Annotated in this window: 16 protein-coding genes; 5 read left to right on the top strand and 11 right to left on the bottom strand. The window is 68.3% G+C overall.

The window, feature by feature from the left end; all coding sequences use genetic code 11:
* Window positions 1–2: 2 nt before the first annotated feature.
* Genes OG223_RS42770 through OG223_RS42750 form a run of 5 tightly spaced genes read right to left on the bottom strand, consistent with a single transcriptional unit; the run spans window position 3 to window position 8,677 of the window.
* The gene (locus OG223_RS42770; RefSeq protein WP_329261152.1) at window positions 3–2,069 is read right to left on the bottom strand and encodes a PQQ-dependent sugar dehydrogenase; all 2,067 of its coding nucleotides are present in this window, start codon (window positions 2,067–2,069) and stop codon (window positions 3–5) included.
* Window positions 2,069–3,436: a glycoside hydrolase family 27 protein gene (locus OG223_RS42765; RefSeq protein WP_329261150.1), complete on the bottom strand. Its 1,368-nt coding sequence runs from the start codon at window positions 3,434–3,436 to the stop codon at window positions 2,069–2,071. Before OG223_RS42765 ends, OG223_RS42770 begins: the two co-directional genes overlap by 1 nt.
* Window positions 3,433–6,693: a glycosyl hydrolase family 28 protein gene (locus OG223_RS42760; RefSeq protein ID WP_329261148.1), complete on the bottom strand. Its 3,261-nt coding sequence runs from the start codon at window positions 6,691–6,693 to the stop codon at window positions 3,433–3,435. Before OG223_RS42760 ends, OG223_RS42765 begins: the two co-directional genes overlap by 4 nt.
* A gap of 12 nt (window positions 6,694–6,705) precedes the next feature.
* Window positions 6,706–7,494, bottom strand: coding sequence for a Tat pathway signal sequence domain protein (locus tag OG223_RS42755; protein WP_329261146.1), 789 nt, complete (start codon window positions 7,492–7,494; stop codon window positions 6,706–6,708).
* A 4-nt stretch (window positions 7,495–7,498) separates the two neighbouring features.
* Window positions 7,499–8,677, bottom strand: coding sequence for a glycoside hydrolase family 88/105 protein (locus OG223_RS42750; protein WP_329261143.1), 1,179 nt, complete (start codon window positions 8,675–8,677; stop codon window positions 7,499–7,501).
* Window positions 8,678–9,233: 556 nt separating this feature from the next.
* Here OG223_RS42750 and OG223_RS42745 point away from each other — a divergent pair.
* Complete coding sequence (locus OG223_RS42745) at window positions 9,234–10,070, top strand: aldo/keto reductase (protein WP_329261140.1); 837 nt, start codon at window positions 9,234–9,236, stop codon at window positions 10,068–10,070.
* Window positions 10,071–10,256: 186 nt separating this feature from the next.
* Entirely contained in the window at window positions 10,257–10,949 is a 693-nt protein-coding gene (locus OG223_RS42740) for a glycoside hydrolase family 75 protein (protein ID WP_329261137.1), read from the top strand.
* Between the two features lie 72 nt (window positions 10,950–11,021).
* Here OG223_RS42740 and OG223_RS42735 read toward each other — a convergent pair whose 3' ends face one another.
* Both OG223_RS42735 and OG223_RS42730 read right to left on the bottom strand, forming a co-directional pair.
* Window positions 11,022–11,726 (bottom strand): SDR family oxidoreductase, encoded by a 705-nt coding sequence (locus OG223_RS42735; protein WP_329261134.1) that lies wholly within the window; start codon window positions 11,724–11,726, stop codon window positions 11,022–11,024.
* A 100-nt stretch (window positions 11,727–11,826) separates the two neighbouring features.
* Window positions 11,827–12,714 (bottom strand): class I SAM-dependent methyltransferase, encoded by an 888-nt coding sequence (locus tag OG223_RS42730; RefSeq protein ID WP_329261131.1) that lies wholly within the window; start codon window positions 12,712–12,714, stop codon window positions 11,827–11,829.
* A 124-nt stretch (window positions 12,715–12,838) separates the two neighbouring features.
* Here OG223_RS42730 and OG223_RS42725 point away from each other — a divergent pair, with 124 nt between their 5' ends.
* Window positions 12,839–13,615, top strand: coding sequence for a phytanoyl-CoA dioxygenase family protein (locus OG223_RS42725; RefSeq protein WP_329261128.1), 777 nt, complete (start codon window positions 12,839–12,841; stop codon window positions 13,613–13,615).
* A 112-nt stretch (window positions 13,616–13,727) separates the two neighbouring features.
* Here OG223_RS42725 and OG223_RS42720 read toward each other — a convergent pair whose 3' ends face one another.
* Both OG223_RS42720 and OG223_RS42715 read right to left on the bottom strand, forming a co-directional pair.
* Entirely contained in the window at window positions 13,728–15,440 is a 1,713-nt protein-coding gene (locus tag OG223_RS42720; protein WP_329261125.1) for a glycoside hydrolase family 6 protein, read from the bottom strand.
* Window positions 15,441–15,522: 82 nt separating this feature from the next.
* The gene (locus tag OG223_RS42715) at window positions 15,523–17,004 is read right to left on the bottom strand and encodes a cellulase family glycosylhydrolase (RefSeq protein ID WP_329261123.1); all 1,482 of its coding nucleotides are present in this window, start codon (window positions 17,002–17,004) and stop codon (window positions 15,523–15,525) included.
* A gap of 278 nt (window positions 17,005–17,282) precedes the next feature.
* Here OG223_RS42715 and OG223_RS42710 point away from each other — a divergent pair, with 278 nt between their 5' ends.
* Together OG223_RS42710 and OG223_RS42705 are read left to right on the top strand one after the other, a co-directional pair.
* Complete coding sequence (locus OG223_RS42710; protein WP_329261119.1) at window positions 17,283–20,201, top strand: glycoside hydrolase family 48 protein; 2,919 nt, start codon at window positions 17,283–17,285, stop codon at window positions 20,199–20,201.
* 276 nt (window positions 20,202–20,477) lie between these two features.
* Window positions 20,478–23,141: a cellulose binding domain-containing protein gene (locus OG223_RS42705; protein ID WP_329261117.1), complete on the top strand. Its 2,664-nt coding sequence runs from the start codon at window positions 20,478–20,480 to the stop codon at window positions 23,139–23,141.
* Window positions 23,142–23,205: 64 nt separating this feature from the next.
* On the opposite strand, the gene OG223_RS42700 is transcribed toward OG223_RS42705, so the two are convergent.
* Together OG223_RS42700 and OG223_RS42695 are read right to left on the bottom strand one after the other, a co-directional pair.
* Complete coding sequence (locus OG223_RS42700; RefSeq protein WP_329261115.1) at window positions 23,206–25,101, bottom strand: rhamnogalacturonan lyase; 1,896 nt, start codon at window positions 25,099–25,101, stop codon at window positions 23,206–23,208.
* Window positions 25,102–25,140: 39 nt separating this feature from the next.
* The gene (locus tag OG223_RS42695) at window positions 25,141–26,103 is read right to left on the bottom strand and encodes a helix-turn-helix transcriptional regulator (protein WP_329261112.1); all 963 of its coding nucleotides are present in this window, start codon (window positions 26,101–26,103) and stop codon (window positions 25,141–25,143) included.
* Window positions 26,104–26,130 lie beyond the last annotated feature (27 nt).

The following is a 26,130-nucleotide window of genomic DNA, read 5'->3' as shown; positions in this document are numbered from 1 at the left end:
CCCTAGCCGATGTTCACACGGAAGATCTCGTCGGAGCCGTCCGGCTGGTTTCCGTTGTTGTCGCAGTTCGTGGTCGACAGCCAGAGCTGGTCGGCGCCGGGGACCTTGGTGACCGTGCGCAGGCGTCCGTACGTCCCGACGTAGTAGGCGGTCGGGGTGCCGACGCTCTCGGTGTCGCCGCTGATCGGGATGCGCCACAGTCGTTCGCCACGCAGGGACGCCATGTAGACGACGTTGCGGACGATCGCGATCCCGCTGGGCGAGGCCTCGTTGACGTTCCAGGTGGCCTTCGGGTTGGTCATGCCGGCGACGCTGCACGTCCCTTCGCAGGTGGGCCAGCCGTAGTTCGCGCCCGGCTTGACGAGGTTGAGTTCGTCCTTGGAGCTGTTGCCGAACTCGGCTTCCCACAGGCGGCCGTTGCGGTCGAAGGCGAGTCCCTGCGGGTTGCGATGGCCGTACGAGTAGACGTAGTTGCCGAACGGGTTGCCGGGGGCCGGCTTGCCGTCCGTCGTCATGCGCAGGATCTTGCCGTTGAGGGAGGTCTTGTCCTGGGCGAGGTCGGGTGTCTGGGCCTCGCCGGTGGAGACGTAGAGGTAGCCGTCGGGGCCGAAGGCGAGCCGTCCGCCGTTGTGGTAGCGGTTCTTCTTGATGCCCTGGAGGAGGACCGTGTAGCCGGTGAGGGTGGTGCCGTTGTACGTCATGCGGACGACGCGGTTGCCCTCGGAGGCGGTGTGCATGAAGTAGACGTAGTGGTTGGTGGCCCACTTCGGGTCGACGGCGACGCCGAGGAGGCCGCCCTCGCCGTTGGTGGTGACCGCGTCGGGCACGGTCCCGACCTGGGTCCTGGTGCCGTCCTTGGCCATCTTCCAGACTCGGAAGTCGTCCCGCTCGGTGACGAGGGCACTCTGGCCGTCGGGCATCCAGTAGGTGCCCCACGGGATGGTCCAGCCGGTGGAGAGCGTGGTGATCGACGAGGGGACACCGCCGTCGGTCGCGCAGGCCTTCGTGGTGAAGGTGACGGTGTTGCTCGGCTCGGAGAGATTGCCGGCCGCGTCGCGGGCGACGACGTTCAGTGTGTACGGGCTGTCGCAGGCAAGGCCGGTGAGGGTGGTCGAGGTGCCGGTGGTGACCGTCTTGTAGACGGTGTCCCCGCTCCGGATGTCGTATGCGACAACCGATCGGTCGTCGGTGGACGGGCCCCAGGTGAGGTCGACCGTATTCGATGTGGTGTCGGCGGTCGACAAAGTACCGGGCTTGGTCGGCGGGGTGGTGTCCGAGCTGGGTTTCGTCGTGCAGTCGACGACCGGGCTGGCCGGTGAGGTGTTGCCGGCCGCGTCCCGGGCGACGACGGTGAGGTCGTAGGTGGTGTTCGGGGCGAGTCCGGTGAGCGTCTTGCCGGTCGAACTCCCGGGCGCCTCACCGATCTTGTTGCCGTGCTCGTAGAGGTCGTACGCCGTGACACCCACGTTGTCGGTCGAGGCGCCCCAGGTCAGCGTCAGGCCGTCCTCGCCGATGTCCGAGCAACTCGGCCGGCCGGGGCGGGTCGGGGCCTCTGCGTCGGTCGCGGTGCCGACACCGATGCGGTCGAGGTTGGGGCCGCCGTTCGCGGTGGTCGCGGTGGCCCGGATCTTGTCGGTGCCGGCGGTCAGCGGGACGTTGACGGTCTTCGTCGCCCAGGTGTTCCAGTCGGCGGTGGCCGGGAAGGAGACGCCGGACGCGACGACCGTACCGTTGACGGAGATGTCCAACGGGCGGTCGACGGTGGTGCCGTTGGCGTAGCGAAGGGCGACCGACGCGGTACCGGCGGCGGTGGCGTTCACCGTGAACTCCACATACGAACCGGTGACGTTGGTGTAGTCGACGAAGCCGGTGCCCGTGTAACCGGTGTGGTTGGTGGCCACGGCGCCCTGGACGACGGTGGCGTCCTCGGCCTGGTAGTCGGTGCTCGCCGCGTGCGCGGCGGAGCCGGTGAGACCGGCGAGCGGCACGGCGAGGGCCAGGGTGAGAGCGAGGGAGAGAGCCGGGGAGAGGCCCCGGGTGCCCCGCGCCGGTGTTCTGTCGCGTTTCATCAGTGCCCCCTCAGGGTGCTGTCGACCGGGTTCACACGGATCAGGCGGGTCTCCCCCGGCCGTAGCGTCGCGCTGTACGAGTCCGCGATCGTGCCCTTGTGGGAGCCGGACCAGAGGTCGGTGACGTCACCGGAACCGGTGAAGCCGACCTGCGACCAGTTCACGGAGACCGTCGCACTGCCGGACGTACCGGTGTTGAACAGCGCCACGACATGGGCGCCGTTGCTCTCGCGCTTGCTCCAGACCTGCTTCACGCCGCTGTTCACCACGCGCTTCGCGGCGACGCCGTCCTGATCGACGCCGATGAGACGGTCGTTGGTGAGCATCGCCTTGTCGACGGGGTCGAGTTGAGTGACGTCGGTCCCGAGCAGCAGGGGCGAGCCCGCCATCGCCCAGAGGGTGAAGTGCGAGCGCCGCTGGTCGGCCGTCAGGCCCACCTGGTCGCCGTTGCCGACCTCCAGCGAGTCCAGGTCGTTCCAGCCGCCCGGACCGGCGTAAGGCTGCCAGGACGCGGCGGTGTTGAAGCGCGCGGAGACGTGCGACCAGTCGGTGAGCGGATAGCCGCTGCCGTTGGCACCGGGTCCGCAGTAGCACTCGACGTCGCCCTGGGTGCGCCAACTGTTCGCCAGCGAACGCCAGGTGGCGGCGTCGGCGATCGGAAGGTTGTTGGAGAGTGCGAAGTTGACGGTCCGTCCGCTCGCGCGCAGTGCCTTGTCCCAGGCCTGGACGTCGGGGATGTCGGCGCTGCCCACGCCGTCGATCTTCAGGTAGTCGACTCCCCAGGAAGCGAACTGTTTCGCCCACGAGTCGACGAACTCCTGCGCGCCCGGCTTCCCGTAGTCGATGTAGTACATGTTCTTGCAGTTGTAGTTCTTCTCGGTCCTGGTCGTGTCCGCGATGTCCTTCGCGTGGTACGACGTGCCCTCGATCGGGGTGTTCGCGGTGACCGCGTTCTTGGCGATGCCCGGGGTGACGTAGAAGCCGAACTTCAGTCCCTTGGAGTGGATGTAGTCGGCCAACGCCTTGATTCCGGAAGGGAACTTGGCCGTGTCGACGGTCCAACGGCCGTAGGAGTCGACGGTGAAGCCGCCTGCGTCGCACTTCTGCCAGAAGTCGTCGAGGTTGACGTACACGAAGCCGTGGTCCTTGAGGCCGCTCGACACGAGGGCGTCGGCCTGGGCCTTGATCTTGGCCTCGGTGGGGGTGCGGCGGACGTAGCTCCAACTGCTCCAGCCCATGGCCGGCCGGGTGGACTGGCCGTTGTCGGAGGCTACGGCCGAGGTCGGGCCGCTCAGGAGGGGAAGCGCGGAGGCGGCCAGCAGCCCGGCGAGCGCTGCCACGAACGGTCTGGGTCCGATGTGTGTCATGACGATCCCCCGGGGGTCGCGTAGGACGTGCCGATCCAGGCCTCGTCGATCCGCAGCCGCTTGTAGCGGGTGGTGTCGGTGGCGGCGGCCCAGGTGGAGTCGACTTCGAGACGGACGTAGCGGGCGCCTGCGGCGGTGAGGTCAATGCCCTGGATGCCGCGGCGACTTGGGAGCTCACCGGTCTTGACCGCGCTCCCCCAGTTCGTGCCGTCGCTGCTCAGGAACACCTTGTACGCCTTGATCCGCGCCGACTGCTCGGTGTCGGAGCGGGCGTAGGCGACGGAGTCCTCGCGCTGGTTGAGCCCGATGTACTGCACCTTCTTCGAACTGCCCAGGTCGAAGGTGAGGTTGACGGGCAGGGTCTTGTTGTTGTCCCAGTAGGTGAGGTAACTCCCGTCCCCGGCGGCCGAACCCGCGTGCCCGCTCGCCGAGGCGCTCGCGCTCACGGTGACGCCGGACAGGATGCCCTGACGGCCGGCGGTGGTGACCTTGAAGACGGTGTCGTACGGGTCCCAGCCGCCGAGCCCGCTGAGCGTGAGCACTCCGCCGGACTGGGACCACGACATCGCCGCCCCGGTACGGAGGTTGGTGACGGAGGCGATGCGGTAGCCGTTGTCGCGGATGCGCAGGGTGCTGGTACTGGGCGGGGTCAGGACGTGGACGTACTGGAGGTTGGGGTCGGTCCGGCTGATCGTGGTGACGCCGTGGGCGCCGTCGTTCCAGAAGCCGGGCTTGAGGCCGCCGTACATGTAGCCGCCGCCCTCGGTGCCGTGCAGGGATTCCCAGATGGGGTCCAGGTAGGAGTTCACGAAGGTGTTGAAGGCGGCCTGGTTGGCCGGGAACTTGCCGTTGACCTGGGCGGTCTCCGCCATCAGCGCCTTCACCGAGGAACCCGCGTTGGTGACGAGGCGGCCGAGGGTGAGAGCCCGGTCCACGGCCGGGTCGGAGCCGTCGTACCACCAGGCGCCGGTCGACGGGAGCTTGAAGTCGGCCTCCGTCAGGCGAGGTTGTGCGGTGTATACAGCCTGCGGGTAATCGTATGCGGGCGACATTCCCGTCTTCTGCTCGTTGCTGATCATGTCCATGATGGGCGTGTCTTCGTTGTTGTTGCTGAGCGTGTAGTTCGGGCGCTTCTGGTAGATCTGCCGGTACAGGTCGTGGCTCTCCCAGTACGCGTTGTCGTTGTCGATCCAGAAGCCGCCGAGGTCGGGATAGCGGTCCATGACCTCGAAGAAGTTGTCGTAGCTGAACTGCCCGAAGCCGTCGCGGGTGGTCAGGTCGACGTTCTGGCCCTTGTAGGTGGAGTAGGCGGCCGAGTCGAGCCACTCGTGGCCGCCGTCGTCGTGCCACTGGGGGTCATCGGTCATGTAGAGGACGACCTTCATGCCCTTGGCCTTCGCCGCGGTGATCAGCTCGCCGAGGAAGTCCCGCTTGGCGGAGCAGGAACCGGGGATCTTCGAGGGCCAGGGGCGGGCGTAGCCGAGGCGGCTGTGGAAGGTAGCCAGTACGAGGTATTGCGTATGCAGTTTCTGCGCCTCGTTCACCCAGTAGCCGGGGGTCCAGCCGCCGCCTGTGACGTCGCTCTCCCACGCGGTGCAACTGGTGTGCGCGGGCGCGGTGCGCAGGCCCCAGTGCAGGAAGAGGCCGCCGACGGAGCCTCGGAGAAAGTCCTGGCGGGGGTTCTCCAGGTCGAGCAGGCGGGTGGCCGCGGCACCGGGAGTGCGTGTGCTCGTGGGCGCGCAGTTCTCGGTGGAGCCGGTGCTCGACACGCGTGGCGAACCGGCGCCGCTCACGCAGTAGCCGTTCACGTCCTGGAAGCCCAGGTCGTAGGGCGAGTCGGTGCCGCGCTGCGCGGTGAAGCCGGTGAACCGGATGCCGCTCGCCGCGTTGGCGACGACCGCGGGCCGGCCGTCGTTCGCCGCGAACTTCACCGAGCTGTCGGTGAATTGGACGTGGTCGGCGTTGTGCAGATACCAGCCGTAGGCGGGCCGGGTGCCGATGGCCTTCGGGTTGTAGTCCTTGGGGTCGTTGCTCGGCACGCCGGCGGACATGGTGCCGTTGCCGCCGGGGACGGTGATGTCGACGTTCGTGAACGTGATCCCGCTGATGCGGTGGCCGGTCTCGCCCCACAGAGTCGGGCTGAAGGAGGGGCTGTTGCCGGTGGCCGTGATGTTGTCGTAGGTGACGTCGCTGATCGAACCGACGCCAGGACTGTCGCCGCAGCGCTTTCGGGTGCCGATCTTCTCCATGATCGGTGAGTGGACGCCGGTCATGGAGATGTCGCGGTAGTGGACGTCGGAGATCTTCGCGCCGTCCATGGAGACCATGCCGAGGCCGGACTTGTCGGCGCCCTCGATCCGGATCTTCTCGAACTGGTAGTCCGAGAAGTCGCCGCAGGTCTCGGAGCCGAACATGAGGGCGTTGCAGCACTTGGCCGACAGATACGAATCGCTCACGCGCACATGGCCGTTGGGGAGTTTGGCACCGAGTGCGTAGTCGCTCTTGAAGACGAGGGCGTCGTCGTTCGCCTTGATGCCGGCGTTGGTGACGGTGACGTCCGTCGTGGAGATGATGTTCCAGCCGTCGCGGTCGCTCGCGGTGTCGATGGTCAGGTGGTCCGAGGTGACGTTCTTGCAGCCGTTGACGAGCGCGGCGAAGTGGCCGCCCCGGCGCAGGGTGAGTCCGTCACCGATGCGGAGTCCGTCGCAGCGTGTCAGCGAGAGGATCTTGTCGGCCTCGCCCGACTTGGGGTTGCCGGTGATCAGGTTGCCGAGCCCGTCGATGACTCCCCCGCCGACGAATCCGATGTTCGTGAGCCGGTCGCCGTAGATCATCGCGTCGTGGAAGTGGCTGTGCCCGTAGTCCTGGTACTGGTCGTACGGGTTGGACTCGGCCGCGTCGTACGTGTCCGCCGACGAGCCCTGGATCGTGGCGCCCGTGTCCACCTGGAGCGTCACATTGCTCTTCATGTGGATGGTGTTCTTGGACCTGTACGTGCCGGCGGGGAAGCGGACCGTGCCGCCGCCGGCCGAATTGGCCGCCGTGACGGCCTTGTTGACGGCCGGGGTGTCGTTGGCGGAGCCGTCGCCCTTGGCGCCGTAGTCGCGTACGTCGTAGACGGCGGCGTGCGGTGCGGGAGGGGCGGCCGGAGTGGGGCTCGCGGCCGCGAGGGCCGAGGGGTGGGCGAGGCCGAGGACGACGGCGAACGCGAAGAACACGCTCGCGACCCAACTGCGTCTGTACATGGGGGGTTTCATGGATCGGTCTCCTCACACGAGTTGGTAGCCGCGGAGATCGGTGAGCAGGAGATGGGTGTCCTGCAAGGACCCGGAGGTGTCGCCGAGGGAGCGGTAGATGCCCCACTTGGGACGGACACGGTCGGCGAGGAAGGTGTCGACACCGCTCCTCGACTTGTCGATCACGGTCGTGGAGCCGGACTTGAGGATCCAGCGGACCGAACCGGCCGTGCCGTCACCGACCTTGATCTGGAAGTCGACGTCGGTCCACCGGTCGTGCAGCGGATCGAGGTCGGTACGGCCGACCAGGACACCGGCGATCGGCAGGTTCAACTCGATGGTCTGCACGCCGTTCACGCGTCGCAGGGACTGCACGACGATCGGCGAGGTGCCGTTGCCCGGCTGCTTCATCTGCATGATGTGCGTGAAGGTCGTGGTCGCCTTCAGGGAGCTGGGGATGTACATCGAGTAGGTGATCCGCCACGTCTGCCCCTCGGTCCACTTGAGGTAGCTGCTGCTGCCGGTGCGCAGACCGGTGACCTCCTGGCGCTGCCGGTCGGTCGACGTGTCGCGGTCGACCGTGTGCATGGTGAAGCGCCAGTTGTCCCCGGCGGCGTAGATGTGCGGGTGCCCGGCCGGGTGCGAGTCGGCGCGGTCGTCCTCGACGGTCTCGAAGGCGCCGAGGCCGTCGCCGGTCGCGGTCGGCGCCCACTTCTGCTGCCAGGAGGCGGCATACGCGGGAGTGGCGGCGGACAGGCCGACCGCCGCGCCGGCGGCTCCGCCGAGAGCGGCTCCGAGAACCGCCCTTCTGGACGTGCTCATGACACTAATCACCTCGCAGTTGTTCGTTCATGATCAGGAAGGCGCCCAGGCCGTGGAAGTCGTTCACGGCCCGGGTGCGGGCGGCGTAGTACGCGTAGTCGCCGACGTTCGTGCCGATGGAGATGTCGGCGAGGTCGGTGCGGCCGTCGGTGCCGACCGAGAGCTTCGCGAGGACGCCCTCGTAGCCGCGCCGGGCGACGTCGGCGAAGTGCCGGTCCAGGTAGCCCTGTTGGGCGCCGCGTGAGAGGGCGTAGGTGAACATGCTGGAGCAGGACGTCTCGGTCCAGTTGTCGCTGCGGGTGCCCTTGTCCACGACCTGGAACCAGCGGCCGGTCGCCGGGTCCTGGTACTTCTCCAGTCCGGTCGCCAACCGGCGCAGGATGCCGAGGAGTTGGGGCCGGCGCGGATGATCGGCGGGGAGTGCGTCGAGGACGTTCGTGATGGCCATCGCGTACCAGCCGACCGCCCTGCACCAGTGTTCCGGCGCCAGTCCGGTCCCCGGATCGGCCCAGCTCGCGGTGCGCGATTCGTCGTAGGCGTGCCTCAACAGGCCGTTCTCGACCTGGAGATGACCGCCGTAGACGGACAACTGCTTCGACGCCTCGTCGTTCGTGTACGCGCTGTCGCCGAACTCCTTGCCGTACTCGACGAGGAACGGGTTCACCATGTAGACGCCGTCCGCCCAGAGTTGATGGGCGCGGCTGCTGCTGTCGGCGTGCCAGAAGCCGCCGTCGCTCGTGCGCGGGTAGGTGTCGAGGCGGTCGCGGATCTTCTTGGCCGCCTTGCGGTAGCGGTCCTGGCCGGTCTCGTGGTGCAGGATCACCAGCAGGCGGCCGGCCTGCATGCTGTCGAGGTTGTCGAAGGACTGGGCGATCGAGCCGTCGCTCTTCACGAAACGGTCGACGTAGCTCTTGATGTAGGTCAGGTAGCGGGCGTCGTGGGTGCGCCTGTACGTGAGGTACTGGCCGTAGAGGTAGAGGCCGACCGGGTACGACCAGCCGCCGATGGTGCTCGGTGTGTAGCGGGCCGTCGTGGAGTCGACCACGGCCACGGACCAGTCGGGCGCGGCGGCCGGACGGCTCGTCGTCGCTGCGGGCGTTTCGTGCGGCGGGGCCGCCGCGGTCAGGGTGGCGGTGGCGAGGGCTACCGCGGTCAGGGCCGTTCGCAGACGCCGGTGTCTCATGTTCCTCCCTTTCGGGTGCGGTTGGTTCGGGCGGGCCGGACGGGTTCGGCAGGCTCGGGACCGGCGCACGGGATCGCCGCGCCGAACGGTCCTCTATTGACCGACCAATCAGTCGGTCGAGGTGGAGAAACACCCACGTGCCCTCACCGGTCCGTTCGCCGTGCGGGCCCGTGGTCGACGAGGCCTTCACCACACCTTTTCATCCGATGTTTCGTGCATACGATGTGCCGCCCACGGGATTCCGGGCAGTATTCCGCTCGTGTGCGCATACCTGGTCTCCTGAGGGGTGGGGGATCTCAGAGCACAGACAGGTGCAGATGTTCACATGGGTGCGTCGCGTTCACGGACACGTCCGACGGCGTGGTTCAGCGTTGCGGCATGACGGTCCGCGGTCAATGGTCCGGACCGAAAAAGGTCGGATGCATTTCACGCCAATCCTCGGCCGACGGCACCGATCCCCCGGTCGGTCCGGCCGGATCTCGCGGTCAGGAATGCGGCGCGGCCCGTGATCGTTGACGATGTGAGTAACACCCGACGACTGAAGGGTCGAGAGCTCGTGAGCAGCAAGGTCCCCCCGATCATCCTCAACAACGGTGTCGAGATGCCCCAGCTCGGTTTCGGCGTCTGGCAGGTGCCGGACGACGAGGCGGAGCGGGCGGTGGCCACCGCGCTCGAGGCCGGGTACCGCAGCATCGACACCGCTGCGATCTACGGCAACGAAGAGGGCACCGGAAAGGCCATCGCAGCGTCCGGCGTCCCGCGCGAGGACCTCTTCGTCACCACCAAGCTCTGGAACGCCGACCAGGGATACGACGCAACCCTGCGCGCGTTCGACGTGTCGCTGGAGAAGCTCGGCCTGGAGTACCTGGATCTGTATCTGATCCACTGGCCCACCCCGGAGCGGGACAAGTACGTCGACAGCTACAAGGCGTTCGAGAAGCTGTACGCGGACGGCCGTGTGCGCGCCATCGGCGTCTCCAACTTCGAGCCCGACCACCTGGCCCGGCTGATCGCGGAGACCTCGGTCATCCCGGCGGTCGACCAGATCGAGCTGCACCCGCAGCTCCAGCAGCGGGCGGGGCGCGAATACCAGGCGGAGCAGGGCATCGCGACCGAGGCCTGGTCGCCGCTCGGCTCGGGCAAGGGCCTCCTGGAGGTCCCGGCGATCGTCGCCATCGCCCAGAAGCACGGCCGCACCCCGGCCCAGGTGGTGCTGCGCTGGCACATCCAGCTCGGCAACGTGGTGATCCCCAAGTCCGTGACGCCGTCGCGGATCAAGGAGAACATCGAGGTCTTCGACTTCAGCCTGGACACCGAGGACCTCGCGGCGATCAGCGCGCTGAACGAGGACCGGCGACTGGGTCCCGACCCGTCGACGTTCAACGCGGCCTGAATCCAAGGCACTTGGCCTGAACCCCAGGTAGTGCGAGCGCCCCGGAGCCTTGTGGCTCCGGGGCGCGCCGTTTTCCCGCGCCCGCGGACCACTTGGTTCGTACCAGGGTCTTGACGCGAGCATGCGGACGGGGCACCTTGTTGCGCACCCGGTAAGGAAACTTTCCTAACAGAAGGGTCCCCCACAGTGCGCATGCGAACACTGACCCTCGCCGCGGCCTCAGGCGCCGCCCTCCTCGCCGCCGGAGTGCTCCCCGCGAGCGCCTCCGGCGCCACCCCCAAGTCGGCTCAGGAGGGCACGGTCAGCGCGGCCGACCTGCTCTCCAAGGTGACGTCCTGCTCGCAGATATCGAACGGCAAGTACCGTACCGACGACGAGACTTCGGCCACGATCCCGGTCTGCGGCAAGAACGGCGCCGTGTTCTGGAAGGCCGACATGGACATCGACTGCGACGGCCAGCGCACCTCGAAGTGCAGCGAGAACACCGACCCCTGGTACCAGGACGACACCGCGTTCCACCAGTCCAACGGCCAGCCCCTGAAGGCGGATTCACTGCCGTACATCGTGGTGCCCAGCTCCAGCAGCATCTGGAAGTACTCCAGCTACGGCATCAAGGGCGGCGGCGTGGTCGCCGTGATCTACAACAACAAGGTCGAGTACGCGGTCGTCGGCGACACCGGCCCCACCAACATCATCGGCGAGGCCTCGTACGCCACCGCCAGTGCTCTCGGCATCGACCCCGACCCGGCGACCGGCGGCGCCGACTCCGGCGTGACGTACATCCTGTTCAAGAACTCGACGGTCTCCCCCATCGAGAGCCACAGCGCGGCGGTCTCGCTGGGCGACCAACTGGCGAAGCAGTTCCTGCAGAACAACTGAGCCCGGAAGGTGCGGGGTCGGCCCGTTGTCGCGACAACGGGCCTTTCCCCTGGCCGAGTTGCGTCGACCACGTCAGTTGGGCTGCCCGATCGGTCGTACGACGACGGTGTTGATGTCGACGCCGGCGGGCTGCCGGATCGACCACAGGATCGTGTCGGCGATCTGGTCGGCGGTGAGGAGATGGCCGGGCGGCAGGCTGCCGTTGCCGTCCCAGAACGGGGTCTCCACCCGGCCCGGGGCGACCAGGGTCACCCCGATGCCGAACTCCGTGACCTGGCGCCGGGTGTTCTCGGCGAGACCGGTCATCGCCCACTTGGTGGCGCCGTAGATGTTCCCCGGCGTGTGCACGAACCCGGCGACGCTGCCGATCAGCACGATCCGGCCGTGCGTCTGCTTCAGCGCGTCGACGGACGCCCGGATGAGCAGGGCCGGACCGAGGACGTTGGTCAGCACCATCTCGGTCCACCCCTCCGGGTCGCCGTCGGCCACCGCGTCGTGGGTGGCGACCCCGGCGTTGGCGACGACCGCGTCGAGCCGCCCGAACCGTTTGAGCGTCGTCTCGACGGCGGCCTGCACCTCGACGTACTCGGCGGCACTCCCTGGGATCGTCAACAGGCCCTCGGGGTGGCCCAGTTGGGCGGAGAAGGCGTACAGCCGCTGCTCGCTGCGGCCGGTGACGGCCACCCGGCCCCCGGCGCCGAGGAGTTGCCGTGCGACGGCGGCGCCGATCCCGCTGGCGCCGCCGGTTATGAGCGCGACGTGAGAGTTGTCGTTCATGATGATGGGCCCCCGTGGGTCGGTGAACTCCGCACAATTGGAGGTGCAGTTCATCATCTTGAGCACTCTCGAAGTCAAGCCGCCGAGATCACAGGCCCTTTCAGCTCGTCCGCACCGCCGTGTGCACGGTGTGCGCGGCCAGCACGAACACATCGGCGCGCCGGTGCACACCCGCCGGGTCCTCGGGGTCGACGAGCCGGTCGAGGGTGGCCCGGTCGTCGGCGTCCAGGGCCTCGCCGTAGACGTCACGGACGCGGGTCAGCCAGGCCGCGACGTACGCGCGGGCACGGTCCGGGGCCGGGGCCGGCAGATCGAGGAGGAAGCTGCGGCTGCCGGTGTGCTTGAGGCCGGCCGAGGCCAGAAGGGCGGGCCAGTCCTCGGTCTCGGTGACGGCGCCGGGCAGGTCGGCGCGCATCTGCGCGAACCACTCCGCCTCGATCGCGTCGATCCGCGCCTCGAGGCCCGGGCGGCCGATGCCGAAGTCGCGGGGCAGGAACCGGGCGGGCAGGCCGCCCTCCATGATCGCGAGGGTGCCGCCGGGCGCGAGCCGCTCCGCGAACGCGGCGAGACCGGCACGCTGGTCACCGAGGTGGTGCAGGCTGCGGCTCGCCCACAGGAGGTCGGCCGGGTACTCCAACTCTCCCAGTACGTCCGGCAGTTCACCGGCGAGCGTGCCGAACCGGTCACCGAAGCCCTGCCGGTCGGCGCGGGTGCGGGCCCGCTCCAGGAGCGGCTCGGAGAAGTCCACCGCGACGACCCGGGCACCCGGGAACGTCTCCGCGAACAGACAGGCGACCACACCGGGACCGCTGCCCACGTCGACGATCAGGCCCGGATCGGTCCGCTCCTTCGCGAGCCACGCCATCGCCCGCTCGTACAGCGGCGCGAACAGCTCGGCCTGGGACTCCAGCAGCGGGCCCATGACGGCCCAGTCGATGTCCGTGTGATCGTGGTGGTGGGCGTGCTTCTCGTCGTGCTCGTGCGCCATGGTGGTCAGCCTCTCGTCCGCGTGCCGCCAGCCTGCGCCGACGCACCGTCCGGCGGCCACTCACCTTGCCGAAGCGGCAAAAAATGGGGTGCGAAGGAGGGCGTCCGTCGCCGACCATGCCCGCATGGACGACGCGATGGTGGAACGCTTTCTCGAAGACGGGTTCGTGAGGATCGAGGGGGCCTTCCCACCGCGGGTCGCCGAGCACTGCGCTCGGCTGCTGTGGCGGGAGACGGGCTACGACCCCGACGATCCCAGCACCTGGAAGGACCCCGTGGTGTGGGTGAGCGACATGCCCCAGGGACCGTTCGCCGCCTCGGTCAACTCCCCTGCCCTGCATGAGGCGTTCGACCTGTTGGTGGGCGCCGGCCGCTGGCAGTCCCGGTATTCGGTGGGCAGCTTTCCGCTGCGCTTCCCGCACGCGACGGAACCGGACGACGCCGGCTGGCACATCGAGGGCAGCTATGCGGCGGAGGGCGCGGAGAACGAGTGGCCGTACACGAACCTGCGCTCACGCGGCCGGGCGCTGCTGATGCTGATGCTCTACACCGAGGTCACCGAGGAGAACGCGCCGACGCGGATCCGGGTCGGCTCCCACCTCGACGTGCCCCGCGTCCTCGAACCGTACGGCGAGCAGGGCGCCACCTCACTGACGCTCGGCCCGAAGGTCGCCGAGGCGTCCGCCGGGCGCCCACTCGCGTACGCCACCGGTCAGCCCGGTGACGTCTACCTCTGCCACCCCTTCCTGGTCCACGCGGCCCAGCCCCACCACGGCGGCCGCCCCCGCTTCATGGGGCAGCCGCCGCTGCTTCCGGCAGTGCCCTATGAGCTGGAGCGGTCGGACGGCGACTATTCGGCGGTGGAGTTCGCGATCCGCCGGGGACTGGCCGGGGAGGGCTGACCCCCACGCCCCGAAGGGGCGCGGGGGTCTGTGCTGGGCTGGGGCGTATGCCATGTGCGATGCGGTATGCGATTACTGTCGGCGATTTCCGCAGACGCCTTCTGTATGCGATCTACAGGGGCGGGTACGCGTTCGCCATCAACTGCTGGAACTGCGCCGAGAACCAGTGCCCGGACAGCGGGGCGTTCGCCAGCGCGCCCGACATGTTGTTGCCGTTGCGCGCGTTGCCCGTGTACGTCGGGTCGCACATCCGGTCGAAGCCCTTGCCCTCGTCGTTGGCGATGGCGGTGCTGGAACCGTCGGACTCACCCGGCGGCTTCATCCACACGTAGGCGTCGATCCCGGTCGCGGGGGCGGCCTGCGGACGCTCGCCGAGGCCGGCACCTGACTGGTTGCACCAGTTGCCGACCTGGATGCGGCGGTCGTAGCGGCCACCGTCGACGTATGTGTCCACGCTGGTCGTCGCACCCGGACCCGTCGGCCTGGCGGAACCGCCCCATCCGTTCCTGGAGGTGTCGATCAGCATGCCGATACCGGAGTTGAAGCCCACCGACACCAACTGGCTGCGGAACGCCTGGGCGTACGACTGCTCGTCCACGTAGCGGTTCCAGTCGACCCACTTGGACTGGCGCACGGAGACACCGTTCACGCTGTCGTTGATGGTGAAGTTGTTCTCCTTCAGGGCGCTGTAGTTGGCCGTGTTGGTGATGAAGCCGGCCACGTCGTTCACGGTCGCGCCCTCGGCGTTCGCGGCCTGGTAGAAGAGGTTCGCGGAGGGGGCGAAGTTGTCGTCCCAGCCGAGCCAGCCGTGGTGTCCGGCGTCGATGTAGTTGTAGACGTTGGGGATCGCGCCGAGCTTGTTGAGCGCGTAGCCGACGCCCTTCACGTAGTTGCCGTTGGCGAGCATCGTGTCGCACTGCGGGGTCGCGGTGGCCTTGCTGCCGGTGTTGGTCACCAGGTTGGGCAGCGAGTCGATCTCGATCGTGGTGACGATCCGCAGCGAGGCGTACTTGGTGTCGGCGAGGATCGCGGCGATCGGATCGATGAACTCGGTCTCGTAGCGGCCGATTTCGGTCGGGCCGAGTTCGCCGTTGGAGGCGAGGGCCGCGCAGTCACGTCCGGGCAGGTCGTAGACGACGAGCTGGACGACCTCTTGGCCGGTGCTCTTCTGGGCGAGCGCCGCGTCGAGGTGGGCGCGCAGGCCCATCCCGCCGCTGACGCCGTTGATGGCCGCGATGCGGTCGAGCCAGACGCCGGTGGGCTGGCTGGAGATCCGACTGCCGCCGGTCTCGGCGGCGGCCTTCGCCGACCATTCCGGGTTCACGTACACCTTGGCGCCCGCGTACGGGTTGTCGACCCGGGTGCCGGGATCGGTGCCGCCACCGCCTCCCCCACCGCTGCCGTCGTCGACGTTGCAGGTCACGCCGTCGAGGGTGAAGGCGGTCGGGAGCGCGTTGGTGCCGCTGTAGGAGCCGTTGAAGCCGAAGCTGACCGAACTCCCGGTCCCCAGGCTCCCGTTGTAGGTCTCGTTGGCCGCCGTGACGGCGGTCCCGCTCTGGCTGATCTTCGCGTTCCAGCCGCTGGTGACCTTCTGATTGCCGGCGTACGACCACTTCACGGCCCAACTCGACTTGGCGGCCGAGTTGTTGGTGACCGTGACGGCGGCGGTGAAGCCGGTGTCCCACTGGTTCTGCACCTTGTAGTCGACGCTGCAGGGGATCGCGGCGATACCGGCGTCAGCCGAGGGGGCGGCGGCGACCGCCGTCCCCGAGGCCCCGGCGACGAGCACCAAGGCAGCGAGCAACGCTGTTCTGGTACGGCTCATGAGTGCGGGTTTCCTTGTCTGCTCAGGCAGTTGGATGCGGGTGCTGCGGTGTGCGATGTGCGCTGTCGGTGTGCGGGGGCGCCTATCCGTTGAGGGCACGCAGATGGTCACGCAGCCCGATGCCGTACGCCGTGGGCGTTCCGGCGTAGTCGGAGATCAGGGACGGACCGGCGGAACAGTCCCAGGTGTTCCAGGTCCAGCCGAGATACGAGAGCCCGCGGTCGTCGAACCACTTCATGACCTGGTCGACGAAGGCGTGCGCGCAGGTGTTCTCGCCGATCTCCCCTGCCACCAGCGGCACTTGGGCCGCGACGGGGGCGAGTGTGGAGTTCCAGCAGCTCTCGGTCGCGCAGGTGTTGAAGTTGTACACGTGGTACGCGGCGACGAGATTGCCGGTCGGATCGGTGGGCTTGTAGGCCAGCCACTGGCTGAGGTCGTTCGAGTACGCGAGCCCACCGGCCATGATCACGTTCGTGGCGCCGGTCGACCGTACGGCGTCGACGAGATCCTGCATACCGGCGACCTCGTACCCGATGCCGGGGCAGGTGCCGCCGTCCCGCCAGCACTGCCACGCCTGGGTGGTCGTGGAGGTGGCGCGGTCCGGATACGGCTCGTTGAACAGGTCGAACGCGACGGCCTGGTCACCCTTGAAGGTGCTGGCGACCGAGGACCAGAACGACGGGGTGTACTGCGCGTCCGGCATCGGCTTCTGGCAGGTGGCGTGCACGTCGGAGCAGCCCGCCGAGTTGCCGGTGTACTGGCCGTAGGTCCAGTGCAGTTCGACGATCGGTGTCATGCCGTGCGCCTCGACCTTCGCCACCAGGTCCTTGACGGCGGCGATGTAGTTGGCGCCCGCGTACTCGGGCTTGATGTTCGAAAGGCCCAGCCAGCACTCCTCGTTGAGCGGAATGCGGACCACGTTCGCCTTCCAGTCGGCGATCGCCGCGACGGCCGCGTCGTCCGCCGGGCCGTCCCAGATGCCGTAGCCCTGCACGCACATGAACTCGCCGCCGGACCGGTTGACGCCGAGCAGGCGCCGGTTGGTGCCGCCGGCGTCCACCAGCTTGTTGCCGGAGACGTGCAGCGCGGGCGCGCTGCCGCTGGGCGGTGGTGAGGTCGGGGGCGGCGATGTGGGTGGTGTCGGCTGTGCATCGACGTTGCAGGTCGTGCCGTTGAGCTTGAACGCGGACGGTACGGCGTTGCTCCCCGACCAACTGGCGAGGAACCCGGCGCTCACGCTCGCGCCGGTGCCGAGCGAGCCGTTCCAGCTCTCGTTGGCGGCGGTGACCGTCGTGGCGGACTGGGACCACTTGGCGTTCCAGCCCTGAGTGACCTTCTGGCCGCCGGCGAAGTCGAAGCTCAGGCTCCAACTGCTCACCGGTGCCGTGTTGTTGGTGATCTGCACTGCACCTTGGAAGCCGGTGTCCCACTGGCTGGTGACCGAGTACTCCACCGTGCACGCGGGAGTGGCGCCGGACGCCGTGACCACCGGAACGACCATCGCCCCGACAAGGGCGGTCGCGCCGGCGACGGCTAAAAGCATTGAACGCGGGGGGTGTCGCATGAGCGACTCCTTGCAGCTCGGGCACGTCGCACGGACGCGTCGACTGACGGAATCGCTCCCACTGGTGTCCAGGAAGGTAGCGCCAAGTGACGGCAAAGGACAGGGGAGTCACAGACTTTCGCTGACTTTCCCTCAATCCACGTTCGTCGAAATCTTTTCGACTCCGTAAGCACCTTGACGACTCTCACCCCCGTCCTCACGATGGGAGCGCTCCCACTGGTTCAAGGCTTGTTGCTGCTCCGCCCCCACCCCTCCGAGCCGCAAGGAGGAACCAGCACATGCACCCCAGAAGGAGACGCCGCGTGACGCGGCGACTGTGGACCGCTGTCGTGGCGGCCCTCGCGCTTCCCGTCTCGATGCTCGCGACGGGTACAACTCCCGCTCAGGCGGCGACAGTTCAGTGCAGCGTGGACTACAAGACGAACGACTGGGGCTCCGGCTTCACCGCGGATCTGACCCTCACCAACCGGGGTACGGACGCGATCAACGGCTGGACCCTGACCTACGCCTACACGGGCAACCAGAAGCTCAGCAACGGCTGGAACGGCACCTGGTCCCAGTCCGGCAGCGCGGTCACGGTGACGAACGCGTCGTACAACGGGACGATCGCCGCGGGCGCGGCCGTCTCGACCGGCGCGCAGTTCGGCTACAGCGGTACGAACACCGCCCCCGCCTCGTTCGCGATCAACGGCACCACCTGCGTCGGCGCCCATCAGCCGCCGATCACTGTGCTGACCAGCCCGGCTGCGGGCGCGATCTACACGCAGGGGGCCGCGGTCCCGCTCGCGGCGACCGCTGCGGCGGCCGACAACGCGACGATCAGCAAGGTCGAGTTCTACGACGACACCACGCTGCTCGGCACGGACACGAGCTCGCCGTACTCGCTCTCGGCTTCCGGTTTGTCCGTGGGCAGTCATTCGCTGGTGGCCAAGGCGTACGACAGCCTGGGCGCGTCCGGTGCGTCCACGCCGGTCGGCATCACGGTCGCCTCGGGACCCGCGGTGGTGGCCTCGCCGACCCAACTGGGCATCCAGCAGGGGAAGTCGGGCACCTACGCGGTGTCGCTGTCCTCGCAGCCGTCGGCGAACGTGACCGTGACGACCGCTCGCGCGAGCGGCAACACGGGGTTGTCGGTCACCGGCGGCGGAACGCTCACCTTCACGCCGTCGAACTGGAACACCGCGCAGACGGTGACCCTCACGGCCGACGCGTCCGGTACCGGTTCGGCGTCGTTCGAGTCGACGGCGACGGGCTTCACCAAGGCGACGGTCACGGTGACGGAGCTGGCGGCGGCGAACACGTACGACGCCCGCTTCCTGGATCTCTACGGGAAGATCACCAACCCGGCGAACGGCTACTTCTCGCCCCAGGGCGTTCCCTACCACTCGGTGGAGACCCTGATCGTCGAGGCGCCGGACCAGGGGCACGAGACGACGTCGGAGGCGTACAGCTATCTGCTGTGGCTGCAGGCGATGTACGGCAAGGTGACGGGCGACTGGTCGAAGTTCAACGGCGCCTGGGCTCTCATGGAGAAGTACATGATCCCCACCCACGCCGACCAGCCGACCAACTCGTTCTACAACGCCTCGAAGCCGGCGACGTACGCGCCCGAGTTGGACACCCCGAACGAGTATCCGGCGAAGCTCGACCCCTCGGTGCCGGTGGGATCGGATCCGATCGCCGGTGAACTGAAGACCGCATACGGTACGGACGATGTCTACGGTATGCACTGGCTGGAGGATGTCGACAACACCTACGGCTACGGCGACACGCCGGGCGGTGGGTGCGAGGCGGGGCCGACGGCGAGCGGGCCGTCGTACATCAACACCTTCCAGCGCGGAGCACAGGAGTCGGTGTGGGAGACGGTGCCGCAGCCGACCTGTGACGCCTTCAAGTACGGCGGTACGAACGGGTACTTGGACCTCTTCACCGGTGACTCCTCGTACGCCAAGCAGTGGAAGTACACCGATGCTCCGGACGCCGACGCGCGGGCCGTGCAGGCCGCGTACTGGGCCGATGTGTGGGCCAAGGAGCAGGGCAAGGGCGGTGACGTCTCCACGACCGTCGGCAAGGCGGCCAAGATGGGCGACTATCTGCGCTACGCCATGTACGACAAGTACTTCAAGAAAATCGGCAACTGCGTCGGACCGTCCACCTGCCCGGCCGGGACCGGCAAGGACGCCTCGGACTATCTGCTGTCCTGGTACTACGCGTGGGGCGGCGCGAACGACACCAGCGCGGGCTGGGCGTGGCGCATCGGGTCCAGCCATGTGCACGGGGGCTACCAAAACCCCTTGGCCGCCTACGCGTTGAGCTCGTACGCCGATCTGAAGCCCAAGTCCACGACGGGCGCGGCGGACTGGGGTACCTCGCTGTCACGGCAGTTGGAGTTCTACCGCTGGCTGCAGTCGAGCGAGGGTGCCATCGCCGGTGGGGCGACCAACAGTTGGCAGGGGCGGTACGCGAGCCCGCCGGCCGGGACGTCGACGTTCTACGGCATGTACTACGACCAGCAGCCCGTCTACCACGACCCGCCGTCCAACCAGTGGTTCGGCTTCCAGGCGTGGTCGATGGAGCGGGTCGCCGAGTACTACCAGCAGACGGGGAACGCGAGCGCGAAGGCGGTCCTCGACAAGTGGGTGGCGTGGGCGCTGTCCAAGACCACGATCAATCCGGACGGCACGTATCTGATCCCCTCGACCTTGCAGTGGTCGGGGCAGCCGGATACGTGGAACGCGTCAAGTCCCGGTGCGAACACGGGACTTCATGTCACCGTCGCCGATTACACCAATGACGTGGGGGTGGCTGCCGCGTATGCCAAGACGCTGACGTACTACGCCGCGAAGTCCGGTTCCGCTGCGGCGAAGACGACGGCGAAGGCGCTGCTCGACGGGATGTGGGGCAACTACCAGGACAGCCTGGGGATTGCCGTCCCGGAGACCCGCGCGGACTACAACCGGTTCGACGACAGTGTGTATGTGCCGAGTGGGTGGAGCGGGACGATGCCGAACGGGGACGCGGTCAACTCCGCTTCCACGTTCGCCTCGTTGAGGTCCTTCTACAAGAACGATCCGGCGTGGTCGAAGATCCAGAGCTATCTGGCGGGCGGGGCCGCGCCTGTCTTCACGTATCACCGGTTCTGGGCCCAGGCGGATATCGCGCTGGCCATGGGGTCGTACGCGGAGCTTCTTGAATAGCCCCCGCCGGGCACTCCGTGGGTTTCGCCGTTGTTCGCTGCGAGTCCGTCGTGGCTGGTCGCGCCTGCGCGGCGGAGCCGCACATTGATGCAGCCCCGCGCCCCTGAAGACAAAAGCAGGGGCGTTGGACAGCGCCGTTTCTCGGAGAGTGCCCGAAGTTCCGCGTGCGTGGTCTCGTCACCTGACGACGAGGCCTACCGGCCGGGCGGCCCCTACCCGCACTGGGGGTCGCCCGGCGCTCGTGTCTTGCCTCCCTCTTCACGAGAGGACCCACTCGTGCGAAGAACCCGAATCCTCACCGCCGTACTGGCCCTCGCGGCCGGTCTGTTGGCGGGCAGTCCGTCCGCTCTTGCCGCGAGTGCGCCGAAGGCGACGGCGCTCGCGGCCGACACCTACACCTGGCACAACGCCCGGATCGACGGTGGCGGGTTCGTGCCCGGCATCGTCTTCAACCGGAAGGAGAAGAACCTCGCCTACGCCCGGACCGACATCGGCGGCGCCTACCGGTGGCAGGAGTCGACGAAGACATGGACGCCGTTGCTGGACTCGGTCGGGTGGGACGAGTGGGGGCACACCGGTGTGGTGAGTCTCGCGTCCGACTCGGTCGATCCGAACAAGGTGTACGCGGCTGTCGGTACGTACACGAACAGTTGGGATCCCACGAACGGCGCCGTGCTCAGGTCCGGTGACCGGGGCGCGAGTTGGCAGAAGACCGATCTGCCGTTCAAGCTCGGCGGGAACATGCCGGGGCGCGGTATGGGCGAGCGGCTGGCCGTCGATCCGAACAAGGACAGCGTGCTGTATCTGGGCGCGCCCAGCGGCAAGGGGCTGTGGCGGTCCACGGACTCCGGGGTCACCTGGTCGCAGGTGACGAACTTCCCCAACGTCGGCAACTACGTACAGGATCCGACCGACACGAGCGGCTACGCCAACGACAACCAGGGCATCGTGTGGGTCACCTTCGACGAGTCGACGGGGACGTCCGGCAGCGCGACGAAGACGATCTATGTCGGTGTCGCCGACCAGGCCAACGCCGTGTACCGGTCGACGGACGCGGGGGCGACCTGGAGCCGGGTGGCCGGGCAGCCGACCGGGTATCTGGCGCACAAGGGTGTACTGGATGCGGTCAACGGTTATCTGTACATCGCATACAGCGACAAGGGCGGTCCGTACGACGGCGGCAAGGGGCAGGTGTGGCGGTACACGACCGCGACCGGCACCTGGACGAACATCAGCCCGGTCGCGGAGGCCGACACCTATTACGGCTTCAGCGGGCTGACCGTCGACCGGCAGCATCCCGGGACCGTGATGGCCACGGCGTACAGCTCCTGGTGGCCGGACACGCAGATCTTCCGCTCCACGGACAGCGGCGGCACCTGGACGAAGGCCTGGGACTACACGTCGTATCCCAACCGGTCGAACCGCTACACGATCGACGTGTCCTCCTCGCCCTGGCTGACCTTCGGGGCGAATCCGTCGCCGCCCGAACAGGCCCCGAAACTCGGCTGGATGACCGAGTCGCTGGAGATCGACCCGTTCAACTCGAACCGCATGATGTACGGCACGGGTGCGACGCTCTACGGCACGGAGAACCTGACGAACTGGGACAGCGGGGGCCAGTTCACCGTGAAGCCGATGGTGCAGGGGCTGGAGGAGACGGCTGTCAACGACCTCGCCGCTCCCCCGTCCGGCGGGGCCCAACTCCTCAGCGCGCTCGGTGACATCGGCGGTTTCCGGCACACGGACCTGACCAAGGTCCCCTCGATGATGTTCACTTCGCCGAACTTCACGACGACCACGAGCCTCGACTTCGCGGAGACCAACCCGAACACGGTGGTGCGCGTCGGCGATCTGGACTCGGGGCCGCACATCGCGTTCTCGACGGACAACGGCGCCAACTGGTTCGCGGGGACGGATCCTTCGGGGGTCAGCGGGGGCGGGACCGTCGCCGCGGCGGCCGACGGAGGCCGGTTCGTGTGGAGTCCGGCGGGTGCGGGTGTGCAGTACACGACGGGCTTCGGCTCGTCCTGGTCGGCGTCCGGCGGTATCCCGGCGGGTGCGATCGTCGAGTCGGACCGGGTCGACGCGAAGACCTTCTACGGCTTCAAGTCGGGGAAGTTCTACGTCAGTTCGGACGGCGGGGCGACCTTCGCGGCGTCGGCGGCGGCCGGGCTGCCCAGTGGTGACAGCGGGCGCTTCAAGGCGCTGCCCGGCACGAAGGGGGACGTCTGGCTGGCCGGCGGGGCGAGTGACGGGGCGTACGGGCTGTGGCACTCCACGGACGGCGGCGCCTCCTTCACCAGGCTCGCGAACGTCGACCAGGCCGACACCATCGGGTTCGGCAAGGCGGCGACCGGTGCCACGTACCAGACGCTCTACACCAGCGCGAAGATCGGCGGCGTACGCGGCATCTTCCGCTCGACCGACAAGGGCGTGAGCTGGACGCGGATCAACGACGGTGCCCACCAATGGGGTTGGACCGGTGCGGCGATCACCGGTGACCCGCGGGTGTACGGCCGGGTGTACGTGTCGACGAACGGGCGTGGGGTCGTCTACGGCGACTCCTCCGACGCCGGTGGGGGCGGGGGTGGCGGCGGTACCGATCCGACGCCGCCCACGGGCGCCTGCACGGTCACGTACCGGATCACCAACCAGTGGACTGGCGGCTTCCAGGCCGACGTACAAGTGACGAACACCGGCTCAACCGCCTGGAACGGCTGGGCACTTGGCTGGTCGTTCGCCGACGGGCAGCAGATCGGGCAATTGTGGAACGCCGACTGGACCCAGTCGGGTGCGGCGGTGACGGCGAAGAACGTGAGCTGGAACGGGACGGTGGCGGCGGGTTCGTCGGTGGGCTTCGGGTTCACGGGGAGCTGGTCGGGGGTGAATACGAAGCCGGCGTCGTTCAAGGTGGGTGACCAGGCCTGCGCGGTCTCCTGAGCCGAGAGGGCGGCTGCGCGCGCCACGGCGCGCAGCCGCCTGTCTCATCGCGCAGCCGCCTGTCTCATGGTGTGTAGACAGTCGGCCGAGGTGCAGATGGCATACCGTCGCCGATGTAGAAGCTCGGGTGGGGCGGTTGGTTGTATGCAGTGTTCTGCCAGGCCAGGGCCGTGCGGTACTGGGTGTCGTGGAGCAGGGTCGTGATCCTGGTCGTCGTCTCGTACGGGGTCGAGTAGATCCGTAGCGCCGTGTTGTCCGTGGTGGGCCAGACGGCCTCCTCGCGCCAGTCGCCGAGGATGTCGCCGGACAGGGTCGGGGTGGCCTTGGTGCTGTTGTTGGAGTGGACGTCGGAGGCGGTCAGCAGGCGGGTGTCGGCGGTCGTGCCGTACTTGTCGATGTGGGTGGCGTCGAGGAGTTCACGTACCGGGTCGCCGTCCCACCAGGACAGGAAATTGGTGCTGGAGGGCTTGCGGGTCGACACCACCGTGCCCTTGGGGTTGCGGACGCCGCTCTCCGACGCCGACCAGGACTCGGCGCCGGCGCTGCCCGCCCAGATGTCCCCGGAGACTCCCCGGCCGTTGTCGCCATTGGCCGGTGTCGACCAGATGATCGCGCCGGTCCTCGCGTCCGCCATCCACGAGGACGGTTTCGAGGAGTCCTCGTCGACCTTGAACTCCTCCAGGCCCGGGCGGGAGGGGTCCAAGTCGCCCACGTGCAGGGCGTCGCCGTGGCCGTTCCTGGTGGTCCACAGGCCGGAGCCGTTGTCGTCGACCGCCATCGAGCCGTAGACGATCTCGTCCTTGCCGTCCCCGTCGACGTCCGCGATCGCCAACTGGTGGTTGCCCTGGGCGTCGTAGCCCTTGCCGGTGTTGGTCGAGGAGTTGGTGTCGAAGGTCCAGCGGCGGGTGAAGGCTCCGTCGCGCCAGTCCCAGGCGGCGATCACCGTGCGCGTGTAGTAGCCGCGCGCCATGATCAGGGAGGGGCGGGAGCCGTCCAAGTAGGCGGTGCCGGCGAGGAATCGGTCGACGCGGTTGCCGTACGAGTCGCCCCAGGAGGAGACCGTGCCGCGTGCCGGGACGTAGTCGACGGTGCCCATCGCCTTGCCCGTCTGGCCGTTGAACATGGTCAGATATTCGGGGCCCGACAGGACGTAGCCGCTCGAATTCCGGTAGTCCGCCGCCGAGTTGCCGATGACCGTGCCGGTTCCGTCGACCGTGCCGTCGGCCGTCTTCATGGCGACCTCGGCCTTGCCGTCGCCGTCGTAGTCGTAGACCTGGAACTGTGTGTAGTGCGCGCCGGAGCGGATGTTGCGGCCCAGGTCGATACGCCACAGGCGGGTGCCGTCGAGGGTGATCCCGTCGAGGATCGTGTCGCCGGTGTAGCCGGACTGGGAGTTGTCCTTGGCGTTCGTCGGCTGCCACTTGAGGACGAAGTCGAGCCGGCCGTCGCCGTCGAGGTCGCCCACGGAGGCGTCGTTGGCCTCGTAGGTGTAGGCGACGCCGTCGGGGGTCGTGCCGCCGGCGGACGGGGTGATCGGGACGTCCTTGTAGCCGGTGCGGAACTGGATCGCGTGGACCGAGTCGGCCTGTTCGACGCCGCCGACGATCGCGCGGACCGTGTAGTCGGCCTGGGCCGGTGCCCCGGCGTGGAAATAGTTCGTGGAGCCGGTGATCGGGGCCGAGTTGACCTTCGTACCGGCGCGGTAGACGTTGAAGGAGACGTCGTCGGGGTCGGTGCCGAGCCAGCGCCAGCCGACCAGGTTGCCGCTGTCCGTGTGGACGCTGACGACGCCCCGGTCGAGGGCCTCGACCTGGCGGGCGGTGGCGGCCTGGGCGGTACCGCCGGTGGTGAGTCCGGCGAGGACCAGTGCCGCGGCGGCGGTCAGTGCGGACAGTACGGCCCTTCGTCCGCGGGGGTGGCGGGGCGGGTGTGCGGGTACGTGCGGGTGCGGGTGGCTCACGTGGCGTACCTCCTGGGAGGACGGACGGGTTGCGTACCCTCAGTTGCCGCTGCCTGTGAGCAAGTTGCCGTATCTTTCGGCCAGTTGAGCCACCGTGTGCGCGATGCGGTCGCGCAGTTCGGGCGGTGACAGGACCTCGATGTCCGTGCCCAGCCGCAGGAACTCGCCGTGCGCGTGCTCGACGGACTCGATCGGGACCGACATCAGGGTCCAACCGTCCGGTTCCGCCCGCCCGTTGACGGGGACCGCCCGTGCGAGCGTCGCCCCCGGGGCCAGCCGGACCACTGCCTCGCTCCGGTACAGGCGGTCGTGGAAGTCCCGTTGGTGGGCCGTCCAGTACGCGGCCAGGTCGAAGCCCTCCGGGCGGGTGAACTCCTCGTCGGAGGCGGAGGTGGTGAGTTCCAGGATCTGGTCGACGCGGAAGGTGCGCGGTCCGGGACCGGCGACGACGTACCAGCGGCCCGCCTTCAGCACGAGCCCGTACGGCTCCAGTCGGCGCTCGACGTCGGTCGGCTCGCGCCAGCGTCGGTATATGGCATACAGCACACGGTTGTGCCATACGGCGTCGGCGACTGTATGCAAAAACGGTGTCTCGTCGGCGTCCGCGTACCAACCCGGCGCGTCCAGATGGAACCGGCCGCTGATCCGGTCGGCGTGCTCGCGCAGTTCGGCGGGCAGGGCCGCGCGCACCTTCAGCTGGGCGGCGGCCAGGAGCGGGCCGAGGCCCAGTTCGGCGGCCGGTCCCGGTGCGCCCGCGAGGAACAGGGCCTCGGCCTCGTCCGTGGTGAGGCCGGTCAGGCGGGTGCGGTAGCCGTCGATGAGGCGGTAGCCACCGGCGTGGCCCGCGTCGCCGTACAGCGGGACGCCCGCCGCGCTCAGTGCCTCGACGTCCCGGTAGACCGTGCGGACCGAGACCTCCAGTGCCTCGGCGAGCTGGGCGGCGGTCATCCGCCCGCGGGTCTGGAGCAGGAGGAGGATCGAGACGAGTCGGCTGGACTTCACTGACACAGGATGTCAGTGAAGTCGTCC

Source organism: Streptomyces sp. NBC_01478 (assembly GCF_036227225.1).
GTDB lineage: Bacteria > Actinomycetota > Actinomycetes > Streptomycetales > Streptomycetaceae > Streptomyces.
This window is presented reverse-complemented; position numbering and strand designations above follow the sequence as displayed.